The sequence below is a fragment of the Tsukamurella sp. 1534 genome (assembly GCF_000312385.1).
Taxonomy (GTDB): domain Bacteria; phylum Actinomycetota; class Actinomycetes; order Mycobacteriales; family Mycobacteriaceae; genus Tsukamurella.
Genome location: NZ_HE997626.1, coordinates 140787 through 162434, shown reverse-complemented (window position 1 = coordinate 162434; position 21648 = coordinate 140787). Strand labels below are relative to the sequence as shown.

Genomic DNA, 21648 nt, shown 5'->3' with positions numbered 1-21648 from the left:
AGCGCAAGGAGGGCCCGTGACCGATCCCCGCCGGTTGATCCCGCGCACCGACGCGCTTCTCGCCCGCCCCGCCGTCGTCGCCGCGTCCGCACGCCTCGGAGAGCGCCGGGTGCGGGCGGAGATCACCGCCGCGCAGGACGCGGCCCGGCGGGGCGCCGCCGCCCCGGAGGACGTGGCGGACACGGTCGAGCGCGCACTCGAAGCCGCGACCGTCACGTCGCTACGGCCCGTGCTCAACGCGACCGGCGTCGTCGTGCACACGAACCTGGGCCGAGCTCCGCTCTCGCCCGCCGCACTCGCGGCGATGACGGCGTCCTCGGGCTATGTGGACGTGGAGCTCGACCTGGACAGCGGTGCCCGCTCGAAGCGCGGTGCCGGGGCGCGGGCCGCGCTGCTCGCCGCGTGCCCGGAGGCGGGGGAGGCGCTCGTGGTCAACAACGGCGCCGCGGCCCTCGTGCTCGCCACCACCGCACTCGCCGCGGGACGCGAGGTGGTCGTGAGCCGGGGCGAGCTCATCGAGATCGGTGCCGGGTTCCGCCTCCCCGACCTGATCGCGTCGACGGGGGCCCGCCTGCGCGAGGTGGGCGCGACCAACCGCACCCACGCCCGGGATTACGCCGACGCGCTCGGACCCGGCACCGGATGCGTACTCAAGGTGCACCCCAGCAACTTCCGCGTCGAGGGCTTCACCTCGGGCGTGGACATCGCGGAGCTGCGCGCACTCTGCGGCGACGTCCCGCTCGTCGTGGACATCGGCAGCGGCCTGCTCGCCGCCGATCCGGCGCTCCCCGGCGAGCCCGACGCCCGGTCCGTGCTCGCCGCGGGCGCCGATGTGGTCACCGCGAGCGGCGACAAGCTACTCGGCGGCCCCCAGGCGGGCGTCCTCCTCGGCCGCGCCGACGTGATCTCCGGCCTCGCCCGGCACCCGCTGGCCCGCGCCGTCCGCGCCGACAAGCTCGCCCTCGCCGCGTTGGAGGCCACCGTCTCCGGGCCCGACGCCCCCGTCGTGCGGTACCTGCACGCCGACGCCGACTCCCTCCGGACGCGGGCGGACCGGCTCGCCGCCCGCGTGGGCGGCACCGTCGTCGCGCACGACGGCCGCGTGGGCGGCGGCGGGGCGCCCGGAGTGCCGTTGCCGGGGTGGGCCGTCCGCCTCCCCGAGGCCTACGCACGCCCGCTGCGGCTCGGCGATCCCGCGATCCTCCCGCGGGTGCACGACGGGGCCTGCCTGGTGGACCTGCGGTGCGTCCCCGAGGAATCCGACGGCGACGTCGCGGACGCTGTGCTGGCGGTGGCGGCGTGTTCGTCGTAGCCACTGCCGGCCACGTCGACCACGGCAAGTCCACGCTCGTCCGCGCCCTCACCGGGATCGAACCCGACCGCTGGGAGGAGGAGCGGAGGCGGGGCCTCACGATCGACCTCGGGTTCGCCTGGACCGCACTACCCTCCGGCCGTGAGGTGGCGTTCGTGGACGTGCCCGGACACGAGCGGTTCCTCGGAAACATGCTCGCCGGACTGGGGCCCGTGCCGGTGGTCTGCCTCGTGGTCGCGGCCGACGAGGGCTGGCGCGCCCAGTCCGGCGACCACCGGGACGCGCTCGCCGCGTTGGGGATCGAGCACGGCCTCGTCGTCCTCACCCGCATCGACAAGGCTCGCGGAGACGTCGCTGAGGTCCGGGCGCGGGTGCGCCGGGAACTGGCGGAGACAGGACTGGCGGAGGCGCCGATGGTGGAGGTCTCCGCCGTCACCGGTGCCGGTCTGGACGTTCTCCGCGTTGCGCTCGACGACGTACTCGCGGCCGTGCCCCCGCCTGATCCCGGTGCCGCCGTGCGGTTCTGGGTGGACCGGGCGTTCACCGTGGTCGGCGCGGGCACCGTGCTCACCGGCACCCTGCCCGCCGGTACGGTCCGTTCGGGTGACGAATTGGAGCTCATCGGGGCCGACGGTGCGCGGCGCGTCACCGTGCGCGGGCTCCAGCGCCACGGCGGCGACGCCGCGGAGGTGGGACCCGTCTCCCGCGTCGCGGTGAACCTGCGCGGCGTCGCGCCCGAGGGGGTGCGGCGCGGCGACGTCCTGGTCACACCCGGAACGTTCCCGCTCACCGCCGTGATCGACGTGCGCGCCACCGGGATCGATCCCGACCACGGAGTCCCCGAGTGGCTCACGGTGCACGCGGGGACCGCGGCGATCCCGGCGCGGGTGCGTCCGTTCGACGGCGACCACCTCAGGCTCACACTCGCCCGGCCCGCGCCCCTCACCCGGGGCGACCGGCTGGTGTTGCGGGACCCCGGCGCGCACCGGATCGTCGGCGGCGCAAGGGTGCTCGATGCGGACCCGCCCGCTCTTCGTCGCCGCGGCGACGGTGCGCGCCGGGCCGGCGCCCTCGCCGGGCTGGAGGCCGGTGAAGGCCTCATGGCGGAGGTGGAACGGCACGGCGCGGTCTCCCGGGAGAGGTTGGCGGGACTGGGGTTCGGCACCGTCGTGCCCGGCGGCGTGCGCGTGATCGGGGACTGGTGGGTGCACGAGGACGCCCTCGCGGAGTGGCAGCTGCGACTGCGTGCACTCGTCGACGAGCTGCACCGCACGGATCCCCTGGCCGCGGGCCTGTCCCTCGGGGCCGCCCGGGACGCACTGGCACTCCCGGACCCGTCACTCCTGCGGACCGTCGTCGACGGCGCGGGCGTCGAATCCGCCGGCGGGGTGCTGGCCCTGCCCGGCCACCGCACCGACCTCGGTCCCGCGGAGGCGCCCGTGGCGGAACTCGAGCGTCGCCTCGCATCGGCGCAGTTCGCGGCCCCCGAGGCGGACGACCTGGCCGCGCTGAAGTTGGGGACCAGGGAACTCGCCGCCGCGGAACGGGCGGGCAGGCTGATCCGGCTGGCCGACGGGGTGGTGCTCTCGCCGAAGGCGCCGGCTCTGGCGATGCGCGAACTCGCGCGCCTGCCACAGCCGTTCACCACCTCGGAGGCCCGTCGAGCGCTGGGCACCACCCGCCGCGTCGCGATCCCGCTGCTCGAACACCTCGATTCCCGGGGCTGGACCCGCCGCCTGGACGCGGGTCACCGCGAAGTCGCGCGCTGACGCATCCGCCCGAGGAGGAACGGGCCGAGCACCGGCGCCGTGAGTGCGCGGATCATCGTGTCCTGCGCGAACAGGTGGACCCGGCTCGGGGGAGCGAACCGTGCCATGCCCACCCGGGCCTGCTTCTGCCGGTCGCTCACCTCGCCGCGCAGGCCCGCCTCCCAGTCGGCGAGTGCTGCGGCGAGGGCGTCGGGATCCGTCCCCGGGTGCTAGGCGAGGGCCGCGCCCAGGCGGTCCGCGCCCGCCAGCGCGAGCCCCGCGCCGTGCCCGGCGAACAGCGAGACGCACCACGCCGCGTCACCCAGGAGCGCGACGCGCCCCCGGCTCCACGACGGCAGGACCACGTGGCTGACCGCGTCGAAGTAGACGTCCCCGGCGTCCCCGGCGCGGTCCAGGGCCTCACCGAGACCGCCGCCGAGGTCCCCGAACCGCTCGGCGACCGCAGCGGCGGGGCCGGCCGCGAGATCGTGATCCACCGCGTTCGTCCGGTAGGTGAAGAAGACCGACGCGCGGTGTCCGCGCGGGCGGAACGCGGCGGCGGTGCGGCCCACGTCGATGAAGGTGTCGGCGGTCTGCTCCGCGAGCCCCGCGGGCGGGGAGTCGAGCGGTACGGCGCCCACCACGTGATCCAGGGGGACGACGGCGTCGGAATCCGGGCCGAACACCAGCCTGCGGACGCCCGAGTGCAGGCCGTCCGCGCCGATCACCAGATCCGCATCGAGGGCGGTGTCGTCGCTGAGCGTGACGCGGACGGGGTCCGCCCCGTGATCGCTCACCGCGGTGACCGTCGTTCCGAAGCGCAATTCCGCCCGCTCGCGGACCGATTCGTACAGAACCGATTCCAGGTCGCCGCGGAACAGGGTGATCGCGCGGTCACCCAGTGAGGTCTCGGCGAGGGCCGCCGGCATCCGCAGCCGCGTGGTGCCGTCCGTGCGCACCAGGTTGGACGTGAACACCCCCTGGTCGTGCTCGCGGAGCGCGGACACCAGATCGAGCGCCTCGGCGGCGTCGAAGCCGGAGCCGAGCAGGTTCACGAGGTAGCCGCCGGACCGGCGCGCGGGCGCGCGCTCGACGATCGTGACCCGGTGACCGTCGCGGGTGAGCCGCAGGGCCGTGGCGAGTCCGGCGATGCCGGCGCCGGCGATGAGGACGTGCATGTGGTCTCCCGAGGTATGAGCGAGTGATCAAACAGAGTATGAGCGAATGTTCATACCGACGCAAGCGGGAGGTGGAAGGCCGGTTATGATCGCGGTGTGCCCAGGGGAGTCGCGATCGACGGAGCTCGGCAGCGCATGTTCGCGGCGGCCGAGACGGTGATCCTGCGCGACGGTGCCGGCGCCCTGCGCGGGCGCGCCGTGACTGCGCAGGCGGGCGTCGCGACCGGCTTGCTGCACGCGCACTTCGGGGACTTCGATGCGTTCCTCGAGGCCTACGTCGTGGACCGCAGCTTCCTCCTCGCCGGCGAGTCGGCGGCGCTCGCGCAGGGCGTCGCGGAGGACGGCCGGAGCGTATCGGATGCGCTCGCCGACGGCCTGGCCGCGCTCCCGCGCCGCGAGGCGGGCGCTCTGGTGCGCCTCCTCGCGGCGCGCCCCGATCTGGTCGCCCGCGCGGCCGACACCCTCGGAGAGGAGGCCTCCGGGTTCGCCGGCGTCACCGGCGCCGTCGCCGAGCGGCTCACCGCTGAGCGCGCCGCGGGACGCCTCGCGCCGGGGGCGGCACCCGCGCCGCTCGCGTACGCGGTGGTCGCCGTGCTTCAGCGCGCCTGGTGCGAAGGGCTTTCCGAGGCGCACTGGCGCGCGATCCTCACCGCGCAGCTCGCGGGATTCACGGTGCCGCAGAGCTGATCGCGGGCCGCACAGACTGTGGTGCCCGGGCGGCGCACGGGGTTATGGTCGGGTATGGCCACGATCGTGATCGTCGGAGCGTCCCTCGCCGGGGCGAAGACTGCGGAGGCCCTGCGGGACCAGGGCTACGACGGGGACCTGGTCCTCATCGGGGCGGAGGAGCACCGCCCGTACGAGAGGCCGCCCCTGTCCAAGGGCTATCTGCAGGGGTCCGACGATCGCAGCAGCGTGTTCGTCCACGACGAGGGCTGGTACGCCGACCATTCCGTCGATCTGCGCACGGGCGTGCGGGCGACGCGCATCGACCGGGACGCGCGCACCGTCGAGCTCGATGACGGCACGTCGGTCGGGTACGACCAGGTGGTGCTCGCAACGGGCTCTCGCCCGCGCGAGTTCCCGGACGCGCGGGGCGCGCTCTACCTGCGCACGCTGGACGATTCGGACCGGCTGCGCGAGGCGATCGGCGGCGGCGGACGCCTGGGGATCGTGGGTGCCGGATGGATCGGCCTCGAAGCGGCCGCCGCGGCGCGGCAGGCGGGCATGGACGTGACCGTGGTGGAGCCGGCGCCGCAACCGTTGATCGGCGCCCTCGGGCCCGAGGTGGGCGCGCTCTTCGCGGACCTGCATCGCGCTCACGGCGTGGACCTGCGGACCGGCACCAAGGTGGAGTCCGTCCTGCCCGACGGTGCCGGCCTCACGCTGGAGGGCGGGGAGATCGTGTCCACGGCGGCGGTGCTCGTGGGCATCGGCGCCATCCCGAACATCGAACTCGCGAAGGAGGCCGGCCTCGATATCGAGGGCGGTGGCGTGGCGGTGGACGCCGGTCTTCGGACATCGGACCCCGCCGTCTTCGCCGTCGGTGATATCGCGGCGGCCTGGCATCCGGTACTGGATCGCCGCGTGCGCGTGGAGCATTGGGCCACCGCGCTCAATCAGCCGGCCGTCGCCGCGGCCAACCTGTTGGGCGGATCGCAGCAGTACGACAGGCTGCCCTACTTCTTCAGTGACCAGTACGACCTCGGCATGGAGTACGTGGGCCTCGCCGACGATTACGACTCCGTGGTACTGCGCGGCAGCGCGGAATCCGGTGAGTACGTGGCGTTCTGGCTCGCGTCGGACGGCCGCGTGCTGGCGGCGATGAACGCCAACGTGTGGGATGTCGGTGACGCCGTGCGCGAGCTGATCGGCTCGGGGCGCCCGGTGGACGCGGCACGCTTGGCCGATACCGCGGTGCCGCTGAGCGAGGTGTGATCCGCGTTCCCGAAATGTGGTGCGAAGCACAGTGTCCCGCGTCACAATTAAGTGCATCGCTTAAAGATTGGAACCGCGCGGGCGTGGTCGGTGTACTGGATCCCATGAACGACTTCCGCACCTTCGACCATCTCACTGCCGATGCCCCCGCCGCCTCGGTGTACGCCCGCATCGCCGACCTCCACGACGAGGCTGTGCTGCCCGAGTGGGCCCCGCGCCCCGCGGCGCCCATGACCGTTCTGCGCGACGCCTGGCGCCGGTTCGTCGACGCCCAGCCGGCCTATGCGGGGCAGTCCTACCTGCGCGCCTGACCTCGGATCACTCTCGCCTGGGGGCTTTTCCTGTGGGGGCCGCCCGGGGTGGATGGGTGGCGACTCGCCTTCTGAAGGCCATGCGCCCCGCGCATGGTGGAACGTGACCGAAACCAGCTGCTGGGGACGGGAGTTCCGAGCGCATTTGAGGTAGCAATACCTGCGCGAGCGGAGTATTATCGAATGTATGAGCCAGGCAGATGATGCATTCGAACACGGGAGGGCGGTCCGTCGACCGCTGCCTCCCGAGTTCGGGGACGTCGCAGGCCTCGACGCGGGCGCCCTGCTGGCCGACCTGCGCTCGGTGCTCGTCGAGGCGAACCGCTTGGAGGCCCGCAAGAACGCTCTGCTGTCCCGGTTGTTCGCCGTTCGTGACGATGCCCGACGGTGCCGGGCCGAGTCCGATCGCCGGTTCGTCGGGGATTGGGATGAGTTGGTCGCCGAGGTGGGTGCGGTGCTGCAGGTCGGGAGGAGCGGCGCCTCCGCCGCGGTGCACCGCGGGCTGGACCTCCGCGAACGGTTGCCGCGCGTGTTCGCGGTCTGCGCCACCGGCATCGTGACGAACCAGCAGCTCTACGCCGTGCTGCGGTACGCGTCGGCGATCACCGACGAGTACGTGCTCCACGAATTCGACGTCCGCATGGCCGCCTGGCTCGCGGGAACGCTCGCCGATCCCGATGTCGCGGTGACCGCGGCGGCGGTGGAGGAGGCGGCGAAGCAGATTCTGGTGCGGATCGACATCGACGCCGTTCCCCAGGTGCCGGAGAAGAAGCCCCGCTTCGGGATCGACATGCATGCGCGGGCGGACGGCACCGTCGATGTCGAAGCGATCATCCCGAAGGCGGACGGGATCCGGTTCGCCGGTTTGCTTGCGGACATGCTGAAGACCACCTGCCGGAAGGATCCGCGGACGCTGGGTGAGCGGCAGGTCGCCGCGCATGCGGCGTTGATCGAGGGTTACGAGACTCTCGGCTGCCAGTGTTCCAACGATGCCTGCCGGTTCAAGGAACGCCGACCCCGCACGGCGGCCGTGGCATCGGAAGTAAAAGCCCTGGCACTGATCCTCCTCAACGAATCCGACCTCCGCCCACCGGAACCCGCCGCATCCGAACCCCAACCCGCCACCACGACGTCCGAAGCCTCCACCGCCGAGTCCGCAGTCGATGACGTGATCACCCTGTTCGACGAACCACCCGCCGCCGAAGGCACCGCGGATGAGGCAGACGACGCGGACGGTGCGGACGTCACGAACGACGCCGACGGTGCGGACGTCACGAACGACGAAGACAATGCAGACCGTTCGGACGATGCGGACCTCACGAACGCCGCGGACGACGTATCCGGAACAACTGGGGACATCATGTCCGCCGACTCGGGGGCGCAGCCCACGTCATCTCCGCCGGACACGTCGGGAGGGGCGTATGTGGTGTGCGACGAACTCGGGATCTCCGGGCCGGTGACCGCGGAGCAGGCGAACGACCTGATCGCAGACTGCGACACCACCATCCGGGCCCTCGGCAAACGAGACCCGGTCACCGGCGAGGTTCACGTCGCGGGGGCCTCCGGCTACACCCCCACCCAGTACCAGCTGCTGATCATGCGGTTGACGTACCCGACCTGCGTGTTCCCAGGGTGCAGTGTGCCCTCCACCCGCTGCCAGGCCGACCACGTCGCCGAATACGACCACCGCAACCCCGAACGCGGCGGACCCACAACGGTCGCCGGGAAACACGGCCCCGGAAACCTCGTACCACTGTGCGGATTCCACCACCGCATCAAAACCGAAACCGGATGGCTGTCGGACCTGCTCGAGGACGGCACCGTCGAATGGCACCATCCCGCAGGAGGCATCTGGCTCACCCCACCCGGCGCCGCCCAGGACATCCTCCCCGGACTCGGGAAACTCATCTGGGACACCCCTGCCCGCACCCTGAACGAGGAACCCGAACAGCCGCAGACCTTCGACACCCACGCCGAACACCGCGCCCAGGCCCGCCGCGACGAACGCAGCCGCAACCGCCGCATCCGACTCGACAAGGCCACAAAACGCGCCGAAGAACGACTCCGCAAAGAACTCGAACGCAAACGCGAACACGCCGAGGAACAGGGCGTCGAGTTCGTCCCGAACACGGAACCCGAACCGCCGCCGTTCTGACCGCCCGTGCTAGCGATTGCCGCGCAGGAGGCGCTCGCCCGCCTCGGTGCGGCGGTAGAGCACCTCCCGGCCGCTGCGGGCGCTGTCCACGAGGCCGTTCTCCCGCAGTACCTTCAGCGCCTGAGACACCGCGGACGGCGTGACCTCGAGTCGGCGGGCGAGTTCGCTCACCGCCATCGGCTCGTCCAGGGCGTGCAGCGCATCGGCTTTCGCCCCACCGATCAGGCGGCGCAGTGCACCGGGCGGGACCACTCGCATCGACTCCGTCAGCGTCGCGCTGCCGCGCGCGGGATACCCGACGTGCGGCGCCGCGGTCTCGGGGGAGTGGGCGCTCACCAGGCGCGTCACGAACAGGCTCGGGAACAGCGTGAGGCCCCGCCCCGCCGCCGCGTACTCGCCCGACGCCCGCGGGTACGCGAGGTCGAGCCGCAACCGGCCGTCGCGGTCCCAGCTCAGGTGGGGCGTCAACGAGGCGAACAGTCGGGTGGGGCCGCCGAGCGCCAGCTCTCTGCCGCGGAAGGTGATATCCGCCTCCAGGATCCGATTGAGCGCGGGCCAGATCGGCGCGATCGCCACCCGGTGGTACCGCTCCAGGGCCGCTGCGATCCGCGCGCCGGCGTCGTCGGAATCCAGCAGCTTCGCCAGCGCCGGTGAGGGTTTCGCCCCCTCCCGCAGGTCGTCCAACTGCGCGTGCACCACCGCGCCGTCGGTGGCCGCGATCGCCGCGAGCCCGTCGGCCAGCGTGGGGCGGGCGTCGCCGAGATCGGGCATCGGCGTGAGGAAATCGGGGATCGCGTTGCCGGACGGGGCGATCAGCGCATCGATGACGCGGTGGTCGTACAGGTCGCGCTGGGCCTGTGCGTTCTGCCGCCAACGCTGCAGGTGTGGCGCGGTCCGCTCGCCCGGGCGGAGGTGGAACAGGCTCAGCGCGGCCTCATTGAGCGGGGACAGGACGAAGCGCACGCCGGACATGTCCGCGACATCGAGCACGTACGTCAACATGAGGCAGCCAGTGTATGCGTGCCCCTGCCGCCGCGACGGGGGATCGCCCGATCAGGCTCGGGTCACGGCGTACTGGATGAGATCGGGGCGGGCCACCAGCTTCCGCGTCGCGATCACGCCCAGCCACCACCACGCCACCCCGCCCACGACGAGGGCCGCCGGCACACCCAGCCACCCGGCAGGCCCGGGGAGCAGGGCCGCCAACAGGGCGCACGGCACCGTCGTGACCGCCAGGACGCCCATGGAGCCGAAACTCCACCCGATCGCGGCGCCGCCCGCGGAGTTCCGGGTCGAGAAGGACATCATCTTGCGCGCCTCGGGCACGGGGTAGGGGGCGGCGACGGAGGCGTACGCGACGAGGCCGCCTCCCACGCCGAGCATGCACACGATCACGGCCGCGGGGACCGCCACCCGGTCCAGCGGATCCGCGCCGAACGCCCGGACCACGACGGCGGCGGCGATCGCGATCGGCGCATTGACCAGCGCCCAGGCGATCTGGCGTCCTCGGACGTCGGGGCCGGCGGCCGACGGAATCATCGCGAGGTGCCAGAACGCCTTGCCGTCGAGCCCGTAGAGGTTCAGGGCGGCCATCACGCTCATCAGCAGCGCCATCCACGGACCCCACCGGGCGTTGAACGGGAAATCCTCGCTGAACAGCGGGATCACGCCGCTCATCACCGCGAACGCGATCGGCATGAGCAATTGGTACCGGCGCCGCACGTCGCCGAACCACAACGAGAGCTCCCGGGTGACGACGGCGCCCAGCGGGGTCGCGCGCCACCCCGCCCGACGGTACGCGGTGCGGTCCCGGGTGCGCCCCGACCCGGTGGGCAGCGGGACCTGCCCGGTGAACAGGCGGCGCACCAGCCACTGCCACGCCGCGAGGGTGAGGGCGGTGAGCGCAGCGAGGCCGAGGAGTGCGGCCGCCGCCACGGCCCAATCGCCCTCGGCGGCGCGCTCGACGGCGGTCAGGCCCCATGCGAACGGGATCGCGTACGTGATCATCGGGGCGCCGGAGGCTGACGCGATCAGGTCGTTGAGGGCGAACTGCGCCGCGTAGAGCGCGCAGAAGCCCGCCACGAACAGGAGCAGGGCCGCCTCGCGGGCGCGTCGCGAGCGCACCGCCTGCGACAGCGCCAGCGCGATGACCCGCGACAGCGCGACCACGAACAGGGCCGTCAGAGGGGCCGCGGGGAGGGCGAGCAGAACCGTGGCCGGGTCCCGGACGGCGGCGTATCCGACGACCGCCAGGCTCGCGACCAGGGTGAGCGGCACCGGGATCCCGATGAGCGACGCCGTGAACAGGGCCCGCGCGAACCCACCCGCCGGGAGCGGGAGGAGGGTGAACTGGCGCGGTTGGAGAACGCTGTCGGAGAAGCCCGACATCGCGGGGAGATACGCCCACATCGCGCCGAGGGCGACGAGTGATGCGGCGACCCACGCGCCGGCGTCGGGGTCCCGCGCGGCGCCAGCGGCCACCCCGCCGAGGACCATCCCGATCGCTCCGAGCGCCCCGGCGACGCCGAACAGGATGTTCGCCGCGAGGCGCCCGCCGGTGGCACGCCGCTTGTAGAGCGCCCACTGCATCGCGGCCACGGTGCGCGCGAGTCCGCGCGCTGCGGGCGGCGGCCCGGTCAGCCCTGCAGCCACGAGAGCCCGCCCGTGTACGTGGTGCCGCCGACCAGCCGCACGAACGCCTCGTCGAGCGTGCCCCCGGCGCGCACCTGATCGACCGTGCCCGCCGCGGCGACCCGTCCGGCGTTGATGACGGCCACGTGCGTGCACAGCTCGCCGACGGTGGCCATGACGTGGCTGGACAGGATCACGGTGCCGCCGGACCGGACGAACTCGACCAGGATCGAGCGGATCGTGGCGCTGGACACCGGATCGACGGCCTCGAAGGGTTCGTCCAGCACCAGCAGGCGCGGGCTGTGCAGCAGCGCGGCCGCGAGCCCGATCTTCTTCGTCATGCCCGCCGAATAATCGGCGATGACGGTGCCGCCCGCGTCCGCGAGGCCCAGCACGGCGAGCAGCTCGTCGCGCCGCGCCGCGATCACCTCCTCCGGCATGGCGCGGAGCCGCCCGAGGTAGGTGAGCAGTTCGCCGCCCGTGAACTGGTCGGGGAGGGAGAGCCCGTCGGGCAGGACCCCGATGAGCTGCTTCGCCGTCATCGGGTCGCCCCACACGTCGACGCCGAAGACCAGGCTGCGGCCGTGGGCCGGCCGCAGCAGGCCCACGGCCATCGACAGAGACGTGGTCTTCCCGGCGCCGTTGGGCCCCACCAGCCCGAACATCGATCCCTGCGGAACCCACAACGAGACCCCGGCCACCGCGGGCTTCCCGTTGAACGCGACGTGCAGGTCCTCCAGGAGCAGAGCGGGCGGCGGGGCGGCGGTCATGGACCCGACGCTAATTCACGATGGCACAACGGGCAACGCGGATCCGTCCCCCGACCGGGCGGGCGGTCAGGACTCCCGGAACTCCTCGGAGGTGAGGCCCTGCTCCTCGGCCTTGCGCAGCTCCACGCGCCGGATCTTGCCGCTGATCGTCTTCGGCAGCTCGGCGAACGCGATCCGGCGCACCCGCTTGTACGGGGCGAGGTGCGCGCGGCTGTAGTCGAAGATCGCCTTCGCCGTCTCCTCCGTGGGCGCGTAGCCGCCGGCGAGCACGATGTAGGCCTTGGGCACGGCGAGTCGAAGCTCGTCGGGCGCCGGGACCACCGCGGCCTCTGCCACCGCCTCATGCTCCAACAGAACGGATTCCAGTTCGAACGGGCTGATCTTGTAGTCGCTCGACTTGAACACGTCATCCGTACGACCGACGTACGTCAGGTAGCCCTCCGGGTCCTTCTCCGCCACGTCGCCCGTGTGGTAGACGCCGCCCTCCATCACCTTGGCCGTCTTCTCGGCGTCGCCGTGGTACCCGACCATGAGGCCCAGCGGCCGCGGGTCCAGCCGGAGGCAGATCTCGCCCTCGTCCACGCCCTGTTCGCCGGTCGCGGGGTCCACCAGGACCACGTCGTAGCCGGGACACGGGCGTCCCATGGAACCGTCCTTGAGGGGCTGGCCGGGCGTGTTCGCCACCTGCACCGTGGTCTCGGTCTGGCCGAACCCGTCGCGGATGGTGACGCCCCAGGCGTCGCGGACCCGGGAGATGACCTCCGGGTTGAGCGGCTCGCCGGCGCCGACCACCACGCGCGGCGGCGCGGTCAGCGCCGCCAGGTCGGCCTGGATCAGCATGCGCCACACCGTGGGCGGGGCGCAGAAGCTGGTGACTCCGCACCGCTCCATCTGCTTCATCAGCGCACCGGCGTCGAACCGCGCGTAGTTGTAGATGAACACGCACGCCTGCGCGATCCACGGCGTGAACACGTTGCTCCAGGCGTGCTTCGCCCAGCCGGGGGAGCTGACGTTGAGGTGCACGTCGCCGGGGCGCAGGCCGATCCAGTACATGGTGGACAGGTGCCCGACGGGGTAGCTGGCGTGCGTGTGCTCGACCAGCTTCGGGGCGCTCGTGGTGCCGGAGGTGAAGTACAGGAGCAGGGTGTCGTCGGCGTGCGTGGTGTGCGACGGGGTGAAGGCGTCGGGCGCCGAGTACGCGGCGGCGAACGACTGCCAGCCGTCGACGGGATCGCCGACGGCGACGCGCGAGACCCGCGCGTCGGAGGGCACCTGGTCGGCCAGTTCGCTGCGCACGATCACGTGCTTGGCGCCGCCGCGCGCGATGCGGTCCGCGATGTCGGCCTCGGCGAGCAGGGTGGTCGCGGGAATGACCACGGCGCCGAGCTTGATGGCGGCCAGCATCACGTCCCAGAGCTCGACCTGGTTGGAGAGCATGAGCAGGATCCTGTCGCCCGGTTCCACGCCGCGGTCGCGGAGCCAGTTGGCCACGCGGTTGCTGCGGGCGCTCATGTCCGCGTAGCTGAACTTCGACTCGGAGCCGTCCTCCTCGACGATCCACAGGGCGGGAGCGTCGTTGTCCTTCGCCACGACGTCGAACCAGTCGAGGGCGAAGTTCCACTCGTCGAGCTGGGGCCAGGTGAACCGGCGGCGCGCCTCGTCGTAGTCGTCAGCGAGCTCGACCAGCAGGTCGCGCGCCGCGAGGAAGTCTCGATACCCCTGTGTGCTAGCCACTTTCAGATCCTCCGGTTGATTACTTGGATATCCAAGTATATAGTGATGGGCGACACATCGCGCAAGGTTGAACGATGTACCGGTTCCGAGGAAGGACTCACCATGACTGCTGCGCAGACGCGGACGATCCCGCACTTCATCGACGGGCGACGGGTGGAGGGCGCCGGCCGCACCGCCGACGTGTTCGACCCCAGCACGGGCGAGGTCCAGGCCACGGTGCCCCTCGCCACCACCGCCGAGGTCGACGACGTGGTGGCCCGCGCGAAGAAGGCCCAGGTGGAGTGGGCGGCCTACAACCCGCAGCGCCGCGCCCGCGTGTTCATGAAGTTCATCGAGCTGGTCCACCAGAACATCGACGAGATCGCGTCACTCCTCTCCAGCGAACACGGCAAGACGCTCGCCGACGCCAAGGGCGACGTGCAGCGCGGCATCGAGGTGATCGAGTTCTCGATCGGCATCCCGCACCTGCTCAAGGGCGAGTACACGGAGGGCGCCGGCACCGGTATCGACGTCTACTCGATGCGCCAGCCACTGGGCGTCGTCGCCGGTATCACGCCCTTCAACTTCCCGGCCATGATCCCGCTGTGGAAGGCCGGGCCCGCCCTGGCCTGCGGCAACGCGTTCGTCCTCAAGCCCTCCGAGCGGGACCCCTCCGTGCCGGTGCGGCTGGCCGAGCTGTTCGTCGAGGCAGGCCTGCCCGAGGGCGTGTTCCAGGTGGTGCACGGCGACAAGGAGTCGGTCGACGCGCTGCTGCACAACCCGGACGTCAAGGCCGTCGGATTCGTCGGCAGCTCCGACATCGCGCAGTACATCTACGAGACCGCCGCGCAGAACGGCAAGCGCAGCCAGGCCTTCGGCGGCGCCAAGAACCACATGGTGATCCTCCCGGACGCCGATCTGGACCAGGCCGTCGATGCGCTCATCGGCGCCGGCTACGGCTCCGCGGGCGAGCGGTGCATGGCGATCTCCGTGGCCGTCCCCGTCGGCGAGGACACCGCGAACCGCCTGCGCGAGCGCCTCGTGGAGCGCGTGACCGCGCTGCGCGTGGGCCACAGCCACGACCCCAAGGCGGATTACGGGCCGCTCATCACCCCCGCCGCCGTGGAGCGCACCAAGAGCTACATCCAGCAGGGCGTCGACGCGGGCGCCGAGCTCGTGGTGGACGGCCGGGAGCGCGCCAGCGACGAGCTCACCTTCGGCGACGCCGACCTGTCGAAGGGCAACTTCCTGGGCCCGACGCTGTTCGACCACGTCACCAAGGACATGTCGATCTACACCGACGAGATCTTCGGCCCGGTGCTGTGCATCGTGCGCGCCAAGGACTACGACGAGGCCCTGGCGCTGCCGACCGAGCACGAGTACGGCAACGGCGTCGCGATCTTCACCCGTGACGGCGACGCCGCCCGCGATTTCACCTCGCGCGTCGAGGTGGGCATGGTCGGCGTGAACGTGCCGATCCCGGTCCCGGTCGCGTACCACACCTTCGGCGGCTGGAAGCGCTCCGGTTTCGGGGATCTGAACCAGCACGGCCCGCACTCGATCCTGTTCTACACCAAGACCAAGACGGTCACCTCGCGCTGGCCGTCGGGCATCAAGGACGGCGCCGAGTTCTCGATCCCGACGATGCACTAGGAGAGTCGATGCCCTACCCGAATCTGACGGGGGACGACTCCGCCATCGTCGAGATGGCCCGGGACTTCTCCCGCAAGCGGCTCGCGCCCTACGCCCTGGAATGGGACGCCACCAAACACTTCCCGGTCGAGGAGATGAAGGAGGCGGGCAGCCTCGGCATGGCCGCCATCTACACCCGTGAGGATGTGGGCGGCTCCGGTCTGCGCCGGCTCGACGGTGTGCGGATCTTCGAGGAGCTCGCCAAGGGTGATCCCGTGACGGCCGCGTTCATCTCGATTCACAACATGTGCACGTGGATGGTGGACACCTACGGATCCGAGGAGCAGCGAAGGGAGTGGATCCCCAAGCTCGCCCCGATGGACGTCATGGCCAGCTACTGCCTCACCGAGCCGGGCGCCGGTTCGGATGCGGCCTCGCTGACCACCAAGGCGGACAGGGACGGTGACGACTTCGTCCTCAACGGCACCAAGCAGTTCATCTCCGGCGGAGGGGCGTCCGACCTGTACGTGGTCATGGCGCGCAGCGAGGGTGAGGGCGCGCGCGGCATCTCGACGTTCCTGGTGGACAAGGGGACTCCCGGCCTGTCCTTCGGGCCGGCGGAGGTGAAGATGGGCTGGCACAGCCAGCCCACGACGCAGGTGATCTTCGAGAACGTGCGGATCCCCGCTTCCCGCATGCTCGGCGGGGCCGAGGGGGCGGGCAAGGGCTTCGGCATCGCGATGAACGGCCTCAACGGCGGCCGGCTCAACATCGCCGCCTGCTCCATGGGCGGCGCCCAGGCCGCCTACGACCTCGCGTTGCAGTACATGACCGAGCGGGAGACGTTCGGACGGAAGTTGATCGACGAGCCGACTATCCGGTTCACGCTCGCCGACATGGCGACCTCGCTCGAGGCCTCGCGCCTGATCCTCTGGCGCGCGGCCACCGCGCTCGACGAGAACGACCCGGACAAGGTCGAGCTGTGCGCGATGGCCAAGAAGTTCGTCACCGAGACCTGCTTCCAGGTGGCCGACCAGGCGCTGCAGCTGCACGGCGGGTACGGCTACCTGCACGAGACCGGCGTCGAGAAGATCGTGCGGGATCTGCGTGTGAACCGGATCCTCGAGGGCACCAACGAGATCATGCGGATGGTGATCGGTCGCGCCGAGGCCGCCCGCATCCAGGGCAAGTAGGAGAGGCACTTCCATGAGCACGATCGCATTCCTCGGCCTCGGCCACATGGGTGGCCCGATGGCCCAGAACCTCGTGGCCGCCGGGCACACCGTGCGGGGCTTCGACCTCGTCCCCGCGGCGCAGGACGCGGCGCGCGAGGCCGGCGTCACCGTGATCGACACCGCGGAGGAGGCCGTCGCGGGCGCCGACGCCGTGGTCACGATGCTGCCGAACGGCGCCATCGTGAAGTCCGTGTACGACGCGGTCCTGCCCCACGCGGGCCGGGGCACGTTGTTCATCGACAGCTCCACCATCTCGGTCGACGACGCCCGCGAGGTGCACGCCAAGGCCGAGGCCGCCGGCATGAAGCAGGTGGACGCTCCCGTCTCCGGCGGCGTCAAGGGCGCCGCCGCCGGGACCCTCGCCTTCATGGTCGGCGGCGACGACCCGGCCTTCGAGGCAGCGCAGCCCGTGCTCGACCCGATGGCGGGCAAGGTGATCCACTGCGGCGGCTCGGGCAACGGCCAGGCCGCGAAGGTCTGCAACAACATGATCCTCGCGGTGCAGCAGATCGTCGTGGGTGAGGCCTTCGTCCTCGCGGAGAAACTGGGCCTTTCGGATCAGGCGCTGTACGACGTGGTGACCGGGGCGACGGGCAACTGCTGGTCGCTGCACACCAACTGTCCCGTGCCGGGGCCCGTACCGACGGCACCGTCGGGCAACGAGTTCAAGCCCGGCTTCGCCGCCGCCCTGATGAACAAGGATCTGGGTCTGGCGATGGACGCGGTGGCGTCCACCGGCTCGGTCGCGCCGCTGGGGACTCAGGCCGCGGAGCTGTACGCCGCGTTCGCCCAGGACAACGGCGGTCTAGACTTCAGCGCGATCATCAACACGCTGCGCTAGCAGCGGCACCGACGACGGAAGTCGTGTCGGCGACGAGGAGGGCGAGCGCGATGGACGAACCGGACGGCCGGGACCCGATCGCGCTCGCCCGCAGCAACTGGGAGGAGGCCGGGTGGGGCGGTGACATCGCCGTGGGCATGGAGGCAGTGACCTCCGTGATGCGTGCGCACCAGATCCTGCTGGCGCGGATCGAAGCCGCGCTCAAGCCGTTCCGGCTCTCCTTCTCGCGGTTCGAGCTCCTGCGCCTGCTCGCGTTCACCAAACACGGCGAGTTGCCGATCTCCAAGGCGAGCACCCGCCTCCAGGTGCACGTCTCCTCCGTGACGCACGCGATCGACCGGCTGGGGGAGGCGGGCCTCGTCGAGCGCCGGCCGCACCCCACCGACGGCCGGACCACCCTCGTCGCCATCACGGAGCCGGGCCGCGAGCTCGTCGAGAAGGCCACCGTGGTCCTCAACGACGTGTTCGCGAACATCGGTATGCCCGACGACGAGGCGACGGCGCTCGTCGAGTCCATCCGGACCCTCCGCCGCTTCCACGGCGACTTCTAGACCGGGGCGGGCTCCCGCGGGTCGTCCGCCGGCGACGGGGTCGCGGCCGCGGTCATCGCCGCGCCGACGATCCCCGCGGTGTTCTGGAAGGACGCGGGAACCACCGGCACTGTGGTGGTGAGGTGGTGCGACCACTGGTCGGCGTCCCGGCTGATGCCGCCGCCGAGGATGAAAAGGTCCGGGCGGAGGAGCTTCTCGTACTCGGCGAGGACGCGGGAGAGGTGCGTCGCCCAGGTCTCGTAGGACCAGTTCCGCCGGTCCTTCACGCTGCCGGCCGCGATGTGCTCGGCGATCCGGCCGTCGACCTGGAGATGGCCGAACTCGGTGTTGGGCACCAGGTGCCCGTCGTGGACGAGGGCCGAACCGATGCCGGTGCCGAGCGTGAGCACGAGCGTGAGGCCGCGTCTGCCGACCCCCGCGCCGCACCGGATCTCCGCGAGGCCCGCCGCGTCCGCGTCGTTCACGACGGTGGGAGCGAGCCCTGTCGCCGCAGTCAGCAGGGCCACCGCGTCCGTCCCGATCCAGGTCGGGTCGATGTTGGCGGCCGTGCGGACCACCCCGTCGGTCACGACCGCGGGCACCGTCATGCCGAACCCGCGCGTCCAGCCGAAGTGCCCGATCACCAGGCGGACCGCCTCGGCGACCGCCGCGGGGGTCGCGGGAGTCGGCGTGGGCACTGTGAACCGCTCGCCCACGAGCTCGCCGGTGCGGACGTCGACGACGCCGCTCTTGATGGCGCTGCCGCCGAAATCGATTCCGAGTGCAGTGTTGTCAGACACCGTTGAGGACCTCGCTCCGCACGGGCGCGCCTGCGCGCGACGGCTCGGGGGAGGCGCGGAAGTCCGCCTCGCGGTACCGCTCTGCGGGCACCGTGCGCAGGCGAGTGATCGCCTCCGCGAGCGGGACCAGCCCTATGGACTGTCCCTGGAGGGAGACCATCATGCCGTGCCGGTGCTCGTGTGCGGCGATCGCGGCGTTGATCCCGAACCGGGTGGCGAGTACGCGGTCGAACGGGGTCGGGGTGCCGCCGCGCTGGACGTGCCCGAGCACCGTGGTCCGGACCTCCTTGTTGATCCGCTTCTCGATCTCGGCGCCCAGCTGATGGGCGACGCCCGTGAAGCGCTCGTGGCCGAACTCGTCGATCCCGCCCACGCGCAGGGTCATGCCCTCGGGGTCCGGCTTGGCGCCCTCGGCGACGACGCAGATGTAGGAGTGGTGGCCGCGCTGGAAGCGGCTCTTGATCTCGGAGCACAGCCGGTCCACCTCGAACGGCGACTCGGGGATCAGGATGCTGTGCGCCCCGGAGGCCATCCCGGCGTGGAGCGCGATCCACCCCGCGTGCCGCCCCATCACCTCCACCAGCATGACGCGCTGGTGGGACTCGGCGGTGGAGTGCAACCGGTCGATGGCCTCGGTGGCGATGGTCACCGCGGTGTCGAACCCGAAGGTGGTGTCCGTACGGTCGATGTCGTTGTCGATCGTCTTCGGTACGCCCACCACCGGGATGCCCTCGTCCGCGAGCCACGACGCCGCGGTGAGCGTCCCCTCGCCGCCGATCGGGATGAGGACGTCGACGCCGTTGTCCTCCATGACCTCCCGGATCCTGCCGAGGCCGGCGCGGAGCCGGTCCGGGTGGGTGCGGGCGGTGCCGAGCATCGTCCCGCCCTTGGTGAGCAGGCGGTCGTTGTGATCGTTGTTCTCGAGGGGCGTGCGGCGGTCCTCGAGGAGGCCCCGCCACCCGTCGCGGAAGCCCACGACGGACGAGTCGTAGCGCTCCGCGGAAGTGCGGACGATGGCGCGGATGACCGCGTTGAGACCGGGGCAGTCGCCGCCGCCGGTGAGGACACCGAGCCTCATCTGGATGTGTCTCCTGGTCGTGTCTGGATCAGTGGTCGTTCTCGCCGATGCGGTGGACGTGGATCAGGTTGGTGGAGCCGACAGTGCCGGGGGGAGCCCCGGCGACGATGACGACCTGGTGGCCGCGCGCGTACCGCCCGCAGCCGAGCAGTGTGCTGTCGACCTGGTCGATCATGTCGTCGGTGCTGTCGACGGCGTCCACGAGGAAGCTCTGCGTCCCCCAGGACAGGGTGAGCTGGTTGCGGACCGCGGGGTGGGGCGTGAACGCGAGCAGCGGCAGGTGGGTGCGCAGTCGGGACAGGCGGCGCATGGTGTCGCCGGACTCGGTGAACGCGGCGAGCGCCGCCACCTCGAGCCGCTCGCCGATGTCGCGGGCGGCGTACGAGATGACGCCCGGCTTGGTGCGCGGAGTGTGGGTCAGGTGGTGGACGGGGACGGGACCCCGCTCGGCGGTGCGGACGATGGAGGCCATGGTGCGGACGGTCTCGATGGGGTACTTGCCGACGGACACCTCGCCGGAGAGCATCACGGCGTCGGCGCCGTCGAGGACGGCGTTGGCGACGTCGGAGGCCTCCGCGCGGGTGGGCCGGCTGTTCTCGATCATCGACTCCAGCATCTGAGTGGCGACGATGACGGGTTTGGCGTTCTCGCGGGCGATCTGGATGGCCCGCTTCTGCACCAGCGGCACCTGCTCGAGGGGCAGCTCCACGCCGAGGTCGCCGCGCGCGACCATGATCGCGTCGAACGCGAGAACGATCTTCTCGAGGTCCTCGACGGCTTCGGGCTTCTCGAGTTTGGCGATGACGGGGAGGCGCCGTCCGAAGCGGTCCATCACCTCATGGACGCGTTCGATGTCGGCGGGCGAGCGCACGAACGACAGCGCGATGAAATCGACGCCCAGCTGCAGCGCGAACTCCAGGTCCTCGATGTCCTTGTCCGACAGCGCCGGAACCGACACGTTCATCCCCGGCAGGGACACGCCCTTGTTGTTGGAGACCGGGCCGCCCTCGGTGACCTCGCACACCACGTCGTTACCGTCGACCGCGGTCACCCGCAGCCCGATGTTGCCGTCGTCGACCAGCAGCCGATCGCCCGGCTGCGCATCCTTGGCCAGCTCCTTGTACGTGGTCGAGACCCGATCGTGGGTGCCGACCACGTCCTCGACGGTGATCCGCACCGTCTCCCCGGCCTCCCACACCGTGCGGCCGTCGCCGGCGAACCGGCCCAGCCGGATCTTCGGGCCCTGCAGATCCGCGAGGATCCCGACCGCGCGGCCGGTCTTGTCCGACGCCGCGCGCACGCGGTCGTAGTTCACCTGGTGGTCGGAGTGTTCGCCGTGGCTGAAGTTCAGCCGCGCGACGTCCATCCCCTCCTCCACCAGAGCGAGGACCTTCTCATCGGTGGCGACGGCGGGGCCCAGTGTGCAGACGATCTTGGTTCGACGAGTCACGAACGGCCTTCCGGTAGTGGGATCAGAGAGTGCTGGCGGTCGCGGGCCGGGCCCGGTCACGGGGGCCGACGACCTTGACGAGGCGGGACTCGCTGACGACGACGGCCCGGCCGTCGTCGAACGCGACGCTGGCCCTCCCCGTCGTCAGGACCGCGAGAACCGTTCCGTAGGTCGAGATCTCGCTGCGGAGCCGGACGCGGTCACCGCGCGAGAGTTCGGTCATCGTCGGCCGCCGGCGCTGATGGACCTGCCGGCCGACCGGAGGTCGTTGCAGGCCTCGACGATCCGCTCGGCCATGGAGGTCTCGGCGGCCTTCATGTAGACCC

Annotated in this window: 20 protein-coding genes; 10 read left to right on the top strand and 10 right to left on the bottom strand. The window is 71.5% G+C overall.

What is annotated here, in order from left to right:
* The first annotated feature begins 16 nt into the window (after positions 1 to 16).
* Entirely contained in the window at positions 17 to 1312 is a 1296-nt protein-coding gene (gene selA / locus BN39_RS00745; protein ID WP_019200430.1) for an L-seryl-tRNA(Sec) selenium transferase, read from the top strand.
* Complete coding sequence (selB, locus tag BN39_RS00740) at positions 1300 to 3081, top strand: selenocysteine-specific translation elongation factor (RefSeq protein WP_019200429.1); 1782 nt, start codon at positions 1300 to 1302, stop codon at positions 3079 to 3081. Before selA ends, selB begins: the two co-directional genes overlap by 13 nt.
* Here the strand turns inward: selB and BN39_RS23750 are convergent.
* Together BN39_RS23750 and BN39_RS00735 are read right to left on the bottom strand one after the other, a co-directional pair.
* Positions 3060 to 3221 (bottom strand): hypothetical protein, encoded by a 162-nt coding sequence (locus BN39_RS23750; RefSeq protein WP_019200428.1) that lies wholly within the window; start codon positions 3219 to 3221, stop codon positions 3060 to 3062. The genes selB and BN39_RS23750 overlap by 22 nt on opposite strands.
* Positions 3222 to 3290: 69 nt before the next feature.
* Positions 3291 to 4238, bottom strand: a complete 948-nt coding sequence (locus tag BN39_RS00735; RefSeq protein WP_019200427.1) for an FAD-dependent oxidoreductase — start codon at positions 4236 to 4238, stop codon at positions 3291 to 3293.
* 96 nt (positions 4239 to 4334) lie between these two features.
* Between BN39_RS00735 and BN39_RS00730 the strand changes: the two genes are divergently transcribed.
* From BN39_RS00730 to BN39_RS00715, 4 genes are all read left to right on the top strand, one after another.
* The gene (locus BN39_RS00730; protein ID WP_051158788.1) at positions 4335 to 4925 is read left to right on the top strand and encodes a hypothetical protein; all 591 of its coding nucleotides are present in this window, start codon (positions 4335 to 4337) and stop codon (positions 4923 to 4925) included.
* A 54-nt stretch (positions 4926 to 4979) separates the two neighbouring features.
* A complete protein-coding gene (locus BN39_RS00725; RefSeq protein WP_019200425.1) occupies positions 4980 to 6176 on the top strand; it encodes an NAD(P)/FAD-dependent oxidoreductase in 1197 nt (398 codons plus the stop codon).
* 104 nt (positions 6177 to 6280) lie between these two features.
* The gene (locus tag BN39_RS00720) at positions 6281 to 6487 is read left to right on the top strand and encodes a hypothetical protein (RefSeq protein ID WP_148281379.1); all 207 of its coding nucleotides are present in this window, start codon (positions 6281 to 6283) and stop codon (positions 6485 to 6487) included.
* A 187-nt stretch (positions 6488 to 6674) separates the two neighbouring features.
* Entirely contained in the window at positions 6675 to 8642 is a 1968-nt protein-coding gene (locus BN39_RS00715) for an HNH endonuclease signature motif containing protein (RefSeq protein WP_019200423.1), read from the top strand.
* A gap of 9 nt (positions 8643 to 8651) precedes the next feature.
* On the opposite strand, the gene BN39_RS00710 is transcribed toward BN39_RS00715, so the two are convergent.
* The 4 genes from BN39_RS00710 to BN39_RS00695 all read right to left on the bottom strand — a co-directional run bounded on the left by BN39_RS00710 (position 8652) and on the right by BN39_RS00695 (position 13777).
* Positions 8652 to 9644 (bottom strand): helix-turn-helix transcriptional regulator, encoded by a 993-nt coding sequence (locus tag BN39_RS00710; protein WP_019200422.1) that lies wholly within the window; start codon positions 9642 to 9644, stop codon positions 8652 to 8654.
* Between the two features lie 51 nt (positions 9645 to 9695).
* The gene (locus tag BN39_RS00705) at positions 9696 to 11294 is read right to left on the bottom strand and encodes a hypothetical protein (RefSeq protein ID WP_019200421.1); all 1599 of its coding nucleotides are present in this window, start codon (positions 11292 to 11294) and stop codon (positions 9696 to 9698) included.
* The gene (locus BN39_RS00700) at positions 11279 to 12043 is read right to left on the bottom strand and encodes an ABC transporter ATP-binding protein (protein WP_019200420.1); all 765 of its coding nucleotides are present in this window, start codon (positions 12041 to 12043) and stop codon (positions 11279 to 11281) included. Before BN39_RS00700 ends, BN39_RS00705 begins: the two co-directional genes overlap by 16 nt.
* A 66-nt stretch (positions 12044 to 12109) precedes the next feature.
* On the bottom strand, positions 12110 to 13777 hold the full coding sequence (locus BN39_RS00695) for an AMP-binding protein (RefSeq protein ID WP_019200419.1): 1668 nt from the start codon (positions 13775 to 13777) through the stop codon (positions 12110 to 12112).
* Between the two features lie 102 nt (positions 13778 to 13879).
* Between BN39_RS00695 and BN39_RS00690 the strand changes: the two genes are divergently transcribed.
* The 4 genes from BN39_RS00690 to BN39_RS00675 are packed head-to-tail and all read left to right on the top strand — an operon-like array spanning position 13880 to position 18015.
* Positions 13880 to 15409 carry a CoA-acylating methylmalonate-semialdehyde dehydrogenase gene (locus BN39_RS00690; RefSeq protein WP_019200418.1) on the top strand — a complete coding sequence of 510 codons (1530 nt, stop codon included), beginning with the start codon at positions 13880 to 13882 and terminating at the stop codon, positions 15407 to 15409.
* A gap of 8 nt (positions 15410 to 15417) precedes the next feature.
* Positions 15418 to 16581 (top strand): acyl-CoA dehydrogenase family protein, encoded by a 1164-nt coding sequence (locus tag BN39_RS00685; RefSeq protein WP_019200417.1) that lies wholly within the window; start codon positions 15418 to 15420, stop codon positions 16579 to 16581.
* Positions 16582 to 16594: 13 nt separating this feature from the next.
* Positions 16595 to 17464 (top strand): 3-hydroxyisobutyrate dehydrogenase, encoded by an 870-nt coding sequence (gene mmsB, locus BN39_RS00680; RefSeq protein ID WP_019200416.1) that lies wholly within the window; start codon positions 16595 to 16597, stop codon positions 17462 to 17464.
* 50 nt (positions 17465 to 17514) lie between these two features.
* Positions 17515 to 18015 (top strand): MarR family winged helix-turn-helix transcriptional regulator, encoded by a 501-nt coding sequence (locus tag BN39_RS00675; protein WP_019200415.1) that lies wholly within the window; start codon positions 17515 to 17517, stop codon positions 18013 to 18015.
* Here the strand turns inward: BN39_RS00675 and ppgK are convergent.
* The 4 genes from ppgK to BN39_RS00655 are packed head-to-tail and all read right to left on the bottom strand — an operon-like array spanning position 18012 to position 21545.
* Positions 18012 to 18794 carry a polyphosphate--glucose phosphotransferase gene (gene ppgK, locus BN39_RS00670; protein ID WP_019200414.1) on the bottom strand — a complete coding sequence of 261 codons (783 nt, stop codon included), beginning with the start codon at positions 18792 to 18794 and terminating at the stop codon, positions 18012 to 18014. The genes BN39_RS00675 and ppgK overlap by 4 nt on opposite strands.
* Entirely contained in the window at positions 18787 to 19872 is a 1086-nt protein-coding gene (locus tag BN39_RS00665) for an ATP-dependent 6-phosphofructokinase (protein WP_019200413.1), read from the bottom strand. Before BN39_RS00665 ends, ppgK begins: the two co-directional genes overlap by 8 nt.
* 28 nt (positions 19873 to 19900) lie before the next feature.
* The gene (gene pyk / locus BN39_RS00660) at positions 19901 to 21322 is read right to left on the bottom strand and encodes a pyruvate kinase (RefSeq protein WP_019200412.1); all 1422 of its coding nucleotides are present in this window, start codon (positions 21320 to 21322) and stop codon (positions 19901 to 19903) included.
* Positions 21323 to 21344: 22 nt separating this feature from the next.
* Positions 21345 to 21545, bottom strand: a complete 201-nt coding sequence (locus tag BN39_RS00655; RefSeq protein ID WP_019200411.1) for a hypothetical protein — start codon at positions 21543 to 21545, stop codon at positions 21345 to 21347.
* Positions 21546 to 21648 lie beyond the last annotated feature (103 nt).